The 8737-nt window shown below is 70.8% G+C and carries 6 protein-coding genes; 3 read left to right on the top strand and 3 right to left on the bottom strand.

What is annotated here, in order from left to right; translation table 11 throughout:
* Positions 1-192: 192 nt before the first annotated feature.
* From ACTWQE_RS13825 to ACTWQE_RS13815, 3 genes are all read right to left on the bottom strand, one after another.
* Entirely contained in the window at positions 193-1335 is a 1143-nt protein-coding gene (locus ACTWQE_RS13825) for an ABC transporter substrate-binding protein (protein WP_443329211.1), read from the bottom strand.
* A gap of 291 nt (positions 1336-1626) precedes the next feature.
* Positions 1627-3042, bottom strand: a complete 1416-nt coding sequence (locus ACTWQE_RS13820) for a family 2B encapsulin nanocompartment shell protein (protein ID WP_443329210.1) — start codon at positions 3040-3042, stop codon at positions 1627-1629.
* A 105-nt stretch (positions 3043-3147) separates the two neighbouring features.
* Complete coding sequence (locus tag ACTWQE_RS13815; protein ID WP_443329209.1) at positions 3148-4557, bottom strand: family 2B encapsulin nanocompartment shell protein; 1410 nt, start codon at positions 4555-4557, stop codon at positions 3148-3150.
* A gap of 787 nt (positions 4558-5344) precedes the next feature.
* Between ACTWQE_RS13815 and ACTWQE_RS13810 the strand changes: the two genes are divergently transcribed.
* The 3 genes from ACTWQE_RS13810 to ACTWQE_RS13800 are packed head-to-tail and all read left to right on the top strand — an operon-like array spanning position 5345 to position 8711.
* Positions 5345-6328 carry an NADPH:quinone oxidoreductase family protein gene (locus ACTWQE_RS13810; protein WP_443329208.1) on the top strand — a complete coding sequence of 328 codons (984 nt, stop codon included), beginning with the start codon at positions 5345-5347 and terminating at the stop codon, positions 6326-6328.
* Between the two features lie 17 nt (positions 6329-6345).
* Positions 6346-7557, top strand: a complete 1212-nt coding sequence (locus tag ACTWQE_RS13805; RefSeq protein ID WP_443329207.1) for an acyl-CoA dehydrogenase family protein — start codon at positions 6346-6348, stop codon at positions 7555-7557.
* Positions 7554-8711: an acyl-CoA dehydrogenase family protein gene (locus ACTWQE_RS13800; RefSeq protein ID WP_443329206.1), complete on the top strand. Its 1158-nt coding sequence runs from the start codon at positions 7554-7556 to the stop codon at positions 8709-8711. Before ACTWQE_RS13805 ends, ACTWQE_RS13800 begins: the two co-directional genes overlap by 4 nt.
* Positions 8712-8737 lie beyond the last annotated feature (26 nt).

The following is an 8737-nucleotide window of genomic DNA, read 5'->3' as shown; positions in this document are numbered from 1 at the left end:
GCCGCCTGCCGTACCCGGGGACGCCTCCGGCCTCCGGCGGGCACCTCGGCGAACGGCCGTGCCCGGCCTCGGGCGCGTGCCTCGGTCTCGTCCCTCGGCGTCCGGCGGCATCCGGTGAACGGCCCGTGCCCGGCCTCGGCGTCCGGCCGTCATCTCGGCGGACGGCCGGTCCCCCGGCCTCCCGGCCGTGCCTCAGCGGACGGCGTCCGCCCAGCCGCGGGCGACGGCCTTCTTGGCCCTGACGGTCTGTTCCTCGGTCGGGAACCTCGGCGTCCCCTCGACCTCCGGCAGCCAGGCGGCGGCGATCTCGTGGAGGGTACGGTCCTCCTTCATCGCGTCCATCAGCACCGGGCGCGCGTAGCCGTCGAGTCTCAGATTCTGGCCCTCGGGGCTGAAGAGGTATTCCTGCCACAGGCGGGCGGCCGCCGGATGTGGTGCGTCCTTATTGATCGCTTGCGTGTAGTACTGGGCGAAGACACCGTCGGTGGGGACATTGACCTGCCAGTCCATGCCCTTGCTGCGGAACTGGTCGGCGTACCCGGCGTTGAGGTAGTCCCAGTCGATGCTGATGGGCGTGCGGCCCTTCTCCACGGTCTCCGGGGTGGACTCCACCGGGTTGTAGTTGCCGGTCCGCTTGAGCTTCTCGAAGAACTCCAGGCCCGGCCCGATGTCGTCGAAGGAGCCGTTGTTGGCGAGGGCGGCCGCGTACACCCCGCTGAAGGCTGAGCCCGATTGAACGGGATTGCCGTTGAGCGCGACCTTGCCGGCGTACTCGGGCTTCAGAAGCTGGGCGAAGGACTCGGGGCAGGAGTTGACCTGAGTGGCGTCGCAGCCGATCGAGATATAACCGCCGTAGTCGTTGTACCAGCGTGCCCGCGGGTCCTTCTGGGTCTTCGGGATCTTGTCGTACGCGGCGACTCTGTACGGCGCCAGCAGGCCCTCCTCGGCCGCGGCCTGGGCGAAGGAGCCGCCGACGTCGAGGATGTCGGGCGTGTGCTTCTCGCCCTTGTCGGCCTTGACCGCCGCTATCTCGTCCTCGCTGGAACCGTTGGGGTTCTCCACGTGCACCTTGATCCCGTACTTCTTGGTGAAACCGTCGATCAGCGCACCGTAGTTCGCCCAGTCGCGGGGTATCGCGACCGCGTTGAGCCTGCCCTCCTCCTTCGCAGCCGCGACCAGGGCATCCATACCGCCCGCGTGCTTGGCGGAGGTGGCGACCGCGGCGTTCTTGCTCGCGGCGACCTCGTCGGTCAGGACGCCGCAGCCACTGAGGGGGAAGGAGGCGAGGGCGAGGCAGCCGCCGAGGGCGGCCGCATGGGCACGGTAGGCGATCACAAAGGGCTCCCGGGAGTCCGAAAAGATGGCTGCATAGACAACTGCATAACTACACGCTGTGTCAATATCGCGACTGTGCACGCAGGACAGCGTGGTATGTAAGGGGTGATCAGGATGGGAAACGGACAGCCTTTTTCGGTCCCGGGCGCCCCGGTGCCAAGTCCCGTCGACGAGGGTGTACTTGGGCGCCGACTGCGTCCGACCGGCGTACGGAAGGCCGTCGTACAGTGCCCCCGGACACGCCACGGCGGGCGGGGAAGAGCCCGCCCGCCGCGCCCCCCCGGGCCGTCATCAGTCGTGGTGGCCGACCTCCACGTCCTCGAGGATGCCGAGCGCGTCGGGCACGAGGACGGCCGCGGAGAAGTAGGCGCTCACCAGATAGGAGATGACCGCCTTCTCGTTGATGCCCATGAAACGCACATTGAGCCCGGGCTGGATCTCATCGGGAATGCCCGTCTGGTGCAGCCCGACCACGCCCTGGTCGGACTCACCGGTGCGCATCGCCAGGATGGAGCTGGTCCTCGCCTCGGTGACGGGGATCTTGTTGCACGGCAGCAGGGGGATGCCCCGCCAGGCCCGGACCTGCTGGCCCTGGTACTCCACGCCCTGCGGGTAGAGGCCGCGGCGATTGCACTCCCGGCCGAACGCGGCGATCGTACTGGGGTGCGCGAGCAGCAGCTGGGTCTTCCGGCGCCGCGAGATCAGTTCGTCGAGGTCGTCGGGGGTGGGTGGGCCGCTGCGGGTGTGGATGCGCTGTTTGAGGTCGGCGTTGTGGAGGAGGCCGAACTCGTGGTTGTTGATGAGTTCGTGCTCCTGGCGTTCGCGGAGGGCTTCGATGGTGAGGCGGAGTTGCTGCTCGACCTGGTTCATCGGCTCGTTGTAGAGGTCGGCCACCCGGCTGTGGACACGCAGCACGGTCTGCGCCACGCTCAGCTCGTACTCCCGGGGGGACAGTTCGTAGTCGACATAGGTGCCGGGAAGAGCGAACTCGCCACTGTGCCCGGAGGCCAGATCGATGGCGGCCTCACCGTGCTTGTTCTGCGGCCGGCGGGGAGCGGCCCGGGCCTCCTCCAGGTGCGCCTGCAACGCTTCGGAGCGGGCGGTGACCTCGTCCAGTGCCCGCCGGGGCAGGGCCAGCACCGTACAGGCCGTCACCGCCTGCAGAGTGAACGGCCATTCGCCGCCGTGGCCGGTCAGCAGGTCCTCTCCGACATGGTCGCCGTCGGCGACCACGCCCAGGACCGTACGGTCGCCGTACTTGCCGGTGCCGAGCTTGTCGGCCTTGCCGTGGGCGATGAGGACGATCCTGTCGACCGGCTGTCCGGCCTCCACGATCGGCTGCCCCGCGGGCACCTCCCGCTGGACGAACCGGTCGGCGAGCGCCTCCAGCACCTCGCTGTCCTCGAAGGTGCGCAGCTGCGGCAGTTCGCGCAGCTCGGCGGGGATCACCCGGACCTCCGCACCGGTGGTGACGAATTCGACGCGTCCGTCGCCCAGGGTGTGGGTGAGCCGGCGGTTCACCCGGTACGTGCCGGCGGTGACCTCCGCCCAGGGCAGCGCACGCAGCAGCCACCGAGAGGAGATGCCCTGCATCTGCGGGACCGACTTGGTCGTGGTGGCCAGGTTCCGCGCCGCCGCGGTTCCCAGACTGAGCTGCGCCTGCTGCCCGTCCTCGGAGACGGAACTCAATTCCACTGACGTGGTCATCGGAGAACTTCACCCATTCCTGTTGCAAAATACGGGCCGTGCTCGAGCGTGGGTCCGGCGTTCTGTCCACGACGGAGGTCGCCGTGCGATTCTCGGTTCCGCTTCTCAGTTTCCGGTCTCGACGTTCTCCAGAATTCCCAGCGCATCCGGGACAAGAACTGCCGCGGAGTAATAGGCGCTCACCAGATAGGAGATGATGGCTTTTTCGCTGATACCCATGAAGCGAACGGAGAGGCTGGGTTCGTATTCATCGGGAATTCCGGTGCGGTGCAGCCCGATGACGCCCTGATGCGCCTCGCCGGTGCGCAGCACCATGATGGAGCTGGTGCGCGCGCCGGTGACCGGGATCTTGTTGCAGGGAAAGATCGGTACGCCGCGCCAGGCCGGGACCGCATGGCCTCGGACATCGACGGAGTCCGGATGAATGCCGCGCCTGCTGCACTCCTTGCCGAACGCGGCGATCGCCTTCGGGTGGGCCAGGATCAGCCCGGGGTCCTTCCATACGGTGGCCAGCAGCTCGTCGAGGTCGTCGGGGGTGGGTGGGCCGCCGCGGGTGTGGATGCGCTGTTTGAGGTCGGCGTTGTGGAGGAGGCCGAACTCGCGGTTGTTGATGAGTTCGTGCTCCTGGCGTTCGCGGAGGGCTTCGATGGTGAGGCGGAGTTGCTGCTCGACCTGGTTCATCGGCTCGTTGTAGAGGTCGGCCACCCGGCTGTGGACACGCAGCACGGTCTGCGCCACGCTCAGCTCGTACTCCCGGGGGGCCGCCTCGTAGTCCACGAAGGTGCCGTCGAGCGGGGGCTCTCCGGTGTGGCCCGAGGTCAGGCGGATGTCCGCCTCACCCGCGGCGTTCTGCCGCCGTCGCGGGATGTGGGCGCCGCGCCGGAGGTGGCCGCGCAGCGCCTCCGAACTCTCCGCCACCTCGTCGAAGTCCCGGCGGCGGAGGGCCAGCACCGTGCAGGCCGTGACGGCCTTGAGGGTGTACGACCAGTCGGCCTCGGCTGCGGCGAGCGCCTGGTCACCGAAGTGCGCGCCGTCGGCCAGCACCTCCACGACGGCCTGCTCGTCGTACTTGCCGGGGGCCAGCTTGGTCGCCTTGCCGTGCGCGATGAGATAGAGGTGGTCGGCGGGGCGGCCGGCCTCGGCGATCACCTCGCCGGGCGCGTACTCGTGCTGGACGAAGCGGTCGGCGAGCGCTTGGAGTTCCGAACTGCCGGTGAACCCCCTCAGCAGCGGCAACTCGCACAACTCCGGCAGGATGACCCGGATCTCCGCACCGGTCGAGAGGAAATCGATCCGGCCGTCCCCGACCGTGTGGCTCAACCGGCGGTTCACCCGGTAGGTCCCGCCGGGGACCTGCACCCAGGGCAGCAGACGCAGCAGCCACCGGGACGTGATGCCCTGCATATGTGGCACGGATTTGGTTGTTGTCGCCAAATTACGCGCAGCTGCCGTGCCCAGACTCAGCTGCGGCTGACCGTCCTCAGCGGAAGAAGTCGAATCCACCGACGTGGTCATAATGGACGTCCACCCATCTCTCTGCGGAGAAACTGCCGGGTGAGAAACCGCTCATCACCCGGCAGTTTCTCCGAAGAGAGATGGGTGGACTATCAGCGCCCATCGGAACTCTGGAATCGCTCAAAAGAGTGGGGTTGATCTTTGAATTACCGCGTAGGGCCGGGTTGTTCGGGGATACGAACCCCGCCCGTGGCCGCGGTCACCGGGCAGTGGACCCGCCGGGCTGTTGCTGCCCGGCGGGTCGGGTCGGATCGGGGGCTCCATGAGGAAGGGGCCCGGTCACGCGGGGCCGGGCCGAGCCGGGTCACGCGCCGGGGAGGCGGGAGCGGGAAGATACGGAAGAGGAAGGGGCCCGGTCGCGAGGGGCGGGCCAGGGCCGGGTCACCTGCCGGAGAGGCGGGAGCAGGAGGATACGTAAGGGACGGGGGCCGGCCGCGCGGGCCGGGGCGGCCGAGCCGCGTTACGCGGGTCCGTGGGCAGGGAGGGCCCCAGCCGGGGTCTGTGGGCAGTGCCCAGCCGGGGTCCGTGGGCAGAGCCCAGCCGGGGCCCTGGGAAGGGCTGAGCCCGGGGCGGCCGGCGACCGCGTACGAGAGAGGCCCTCTGGACCCGGGCCGGAGATGCCGCGAGGGTGGCTGGACACCCCGCGAGAGGCGGGTCCGGTGCGTCGGCCGAAGGCGGGACCGGAAAACCTCCGCGTATGACCTGGCCCCCAGGACAAGCGACCGCTTAGTATGCGTCGAGCGCGGGATCCCGCCCCCCTGTCGACGGTTCGTTGGAGGCCACCCCGATGAAGGCATGGCAAGTACACGAGAACGGCGAGCCCCGCGAGGTGATGCGCCTCGAGGAGGTGCCGGACCCGGTCGCCGGGCCCGGACAGCTGCTGCTGCGGGTGCGTGCCGCGAACATCAACTTCCCGGATGCGCTGCTGTGCCGGGGGCAGTACCAGGTGCGGCCCCCGCTGCCCTTCACCCCGGGCGTCGAGGTCTGCGGTGAGGTCATCGCCGTCGGGGAGGGCGCCGAGGGGCGGATCGGTGACCGCGTGATCGCCCAGCCCCGGATCGGCTCGGGCGGCCTCGCAGAGCTCGCGGTGGTCGACGCCGCGACCGCACGGCCCGCGCCCGAGGCCCTCGACGACGCCGAGGCGGCCGCCCTGCACATCGGGTACCAGACCGGCTGGTTCGGCCTGCACCGCAGGGCGCAGCTCCAGGCGGGGGAGACCCTGCTGGTGCACGCCGCGGCCGGTGGGGTGGGCAGCGCGGCGGTACAGCTCGGCAAGGCCGCGGGCGCGACCGTCATCGGGGTTGTCGGCGGTCCCGACAAGGCCCGTACGGCCCGGGAGCTCGGCTGCGACCTGGTCATCGACCGGCGCACGGAGGACATCGTGGCCGCGGTCAAGGAGGCCACCGGCGGCCGGGGTGCCGACGTCGTCTACGACCCGGTCGGCGGCGACGCCTACGCCAAGTCCGTGAAGTGCATCGCGTTCGAGGGCCGGGTGCTCGTCGTCGGCTTCGCGAGCGGGGCCATCCCCAGCCCCGGACTCAACCACGCCCTGGTCAAGAACTACTCGATCGTCGGTCTCCACTGGGGCCTCTACAACACCCACGACCCGGCAGCGGTCGGCGCCTGCCACGAGGAGCTCACCAAGCTCGCGGCCCAGGGCGCGATCAAGCCCCTGGTCAGCGAGCGGGTGCCGCTCGACCGTGCGGCGGACGCCGTGCAGCGGGTCGCGGAGGGCACCACCACCGGCCGCATCGTCGTCACCCTCAACTGACCGGAAGGAGCCGCGCCATGGCACGTACCGAGGCCACGGCAGCCCCCGCTGCCGACGCCGGTGAACTGCGCCGACGGGTGGGAGACCTGCTCGCCGCGCACGACCCCGCCACCACCGACCGCACCACATTCCTGCAGGCCCGCTTCGACGCCGGGCTCGCCTGGGTGCACTACCCCGCCGGGCTCGGCGGACTGGGTGCCCCGCGCGCCCTGCAGGCCGTCGTGGACGGCGAGCTGGAGGCCGCGGGCGCACCCGACAACGACCCCCGCCGCATCGGCATCGGCCTCGGCATGGCCGCCCCCACCATCCTGAAGTACGGCACCGAGGAGCAGAAGCAGCGCTTCCTGCGGCCGTTGTGGCTGGGCGAGGAGGTGTGGTGCCAGCTGTTCAGCGAGCCCGGGGCGGGTTCGGACCTCGCGGCGCTCGCCACCCGCGCCGTACGGGACGGGGACGAGTGGGTCGTCGACGGGCAGAAGGTCTGGACGTCGACCGCCCACACGGCGCGCTGGGCCATCCTCATCGCCCGTACCGACCCGGACGTGCCCAAGCACCGCGGTATCACCTACTTCGTCTGCGACATGACCGACCCGGGGGTCGAGGTCCGGCCGCTGCGTCAGATCACCGGCGAGGCCGAGTTCAACGAGGTCTTCCTCAGCGGCGTACGGATCCCCGACAGCCACCGCCTCGGCGAGGTGGGAGACGGCTGGCGCGTCGCCCAGACCACCCTGATGAACGAGCGGGTCGCCATCGGCGGCGGCCGGGCCCCCCGCGAGGGAGGGATGATCGGGATCGTCGCCGGGACCTGGCGTGAGCGGCCCGAGCTGCGCACCCACGACCTGCATCAGCGACTGCTGGGGCTGTGGGTCGAGGCGGAGGCGGCCCGGCTCGCCGGGGAGCGGCTGCGGCAGCAGCTCGCCATCGGCCAGCCCGGGCATGAGGGCTCGGCGATGAAGCTGGCCTTCGCCCGCCTCAACCAGGAGATCAGCGGGCTGGAGGTCGAACTCCTCGGCGAGGAGGGCCTCACCTACGAGGACTGGACGATGACCCGTCCGGAACTGGCCAACTTCACCGGACGCGACGCCGGCTACCGCTACCTCCGGTCCAAGGGGAACTCCATCGAGGGCGGTACCAGCGAGGTCCTCCTCAACATCGTCGCCGAACGCATCCTGGGCCTGCCGGCCGAGCCCCGTACCGACAAGGACATCCCCTGGAAGGAGCTCGCCCGATGAGCGCCAACGAGCCGACGTCCGAGCCGGACCTGCTGTACTCCGAGGCCGAGGACGACCTGCGGGCAGCCGTACGGTCCCTGCTCGCCGACCGCTGCGACCCCTCGGCCGTCCTCGGGCTCGTCGAGACGGACCAGCCGTACGACCGAGGGCTGTGGCAGGCGCTCGCGACGGACATCGGCACCGCCGGTCTGCTCGTCCCCGAGAAGCTGGGCGGGCAGGGCGCCACCGCACGGGAGGCGGCCGTCGTTCTGGAGGAGCTGGGCCGCAGCGTTGCCCCGGTGCCCTATCTGACCAGCGCGGTGCTGGCCGTGGAGGCGCTGCTCGCGTGCGGTACGGACGGCGACGACGTCTCCGGGCTGCTGGCCGCGGTCGCCGAGGGGCGCTCGGTCGCCGCCCTCGCGGTGCCGCTCTCCACCGCCCCGGGCGTGACACCGCCGGCCACCGTACGGGCCACCGAGGACGGGGTGCTCGACGGCAGCGTCGGCGGCGTCGCGGACGCCGCGGCCGCCGATGTCCTGCTGGTTCCGGCCCAGGGGCCGGGGGGATACGGGCTGTACGCGGTGGAGACGGACGCGGCAGGAGTCGCCGTCTCGCCGCTGGTCCCGTTCGACCTGACCCGGCCGGTCGCCGAGGTGACGCTCACCGGAGCCCGGGCGCGCCGCCTCGCGGGCCCGGACTCGGCGCAGGCCGCGGTCGGGCGAGCCCTGCTCACGGGGGCAGGGCTCCTCGCCTCGGAACAACTGGGCCTGGCCGAGTGGTGCTTGACGGAGACGGTCCGCTACACCGGCGAACGGAATCAGTTCAACCGGCCGGTCGGCTCCTTCCAGGCGCTCAAGCACCGGCTCGCCCGGCTCTGGCTCGAGATCGTCTCGGCCCGTGCCTCGGCCCGTTACGCTGCCGACGCCCTCGCCACGGGGAGCCCCGACGCGCCGGTGGCGGTGGCCGTCGCGCAGTCCGCGTGCTCACGGGTCGCGGTCCACGCGGCCGAGGAGTGCGTACAGCTGCACGGCGGTATCGGTATGACCTGGGAGCATCCCGCGCATCTCTATCTGAAGCGGGCGAAGGCGGACGAGATTGCCCTCGGTACTCCCGGCCGTCATCGGGCGGTGCTCTCCGGGCTCGTCGACCTGGCTCCGCCGCCAGCGGCTCGCTGAGCCCGTCCGGGCGCACGGAGAGCTCG

Source organism: Streptomyces sp. 8N706 (assembly GCF_052245415.1).
Taxonomy (GTDB): Bacteria; Actinomycetota; Actinomycetes; order Streptomycetales; family Streptomycetaceae; genus Streptomyces.
The sequence above is the reverse complement of the archived record's forward strand: the minus strand, read 5'-3'. Positions and strand labels throughout refer to the sequence as shown.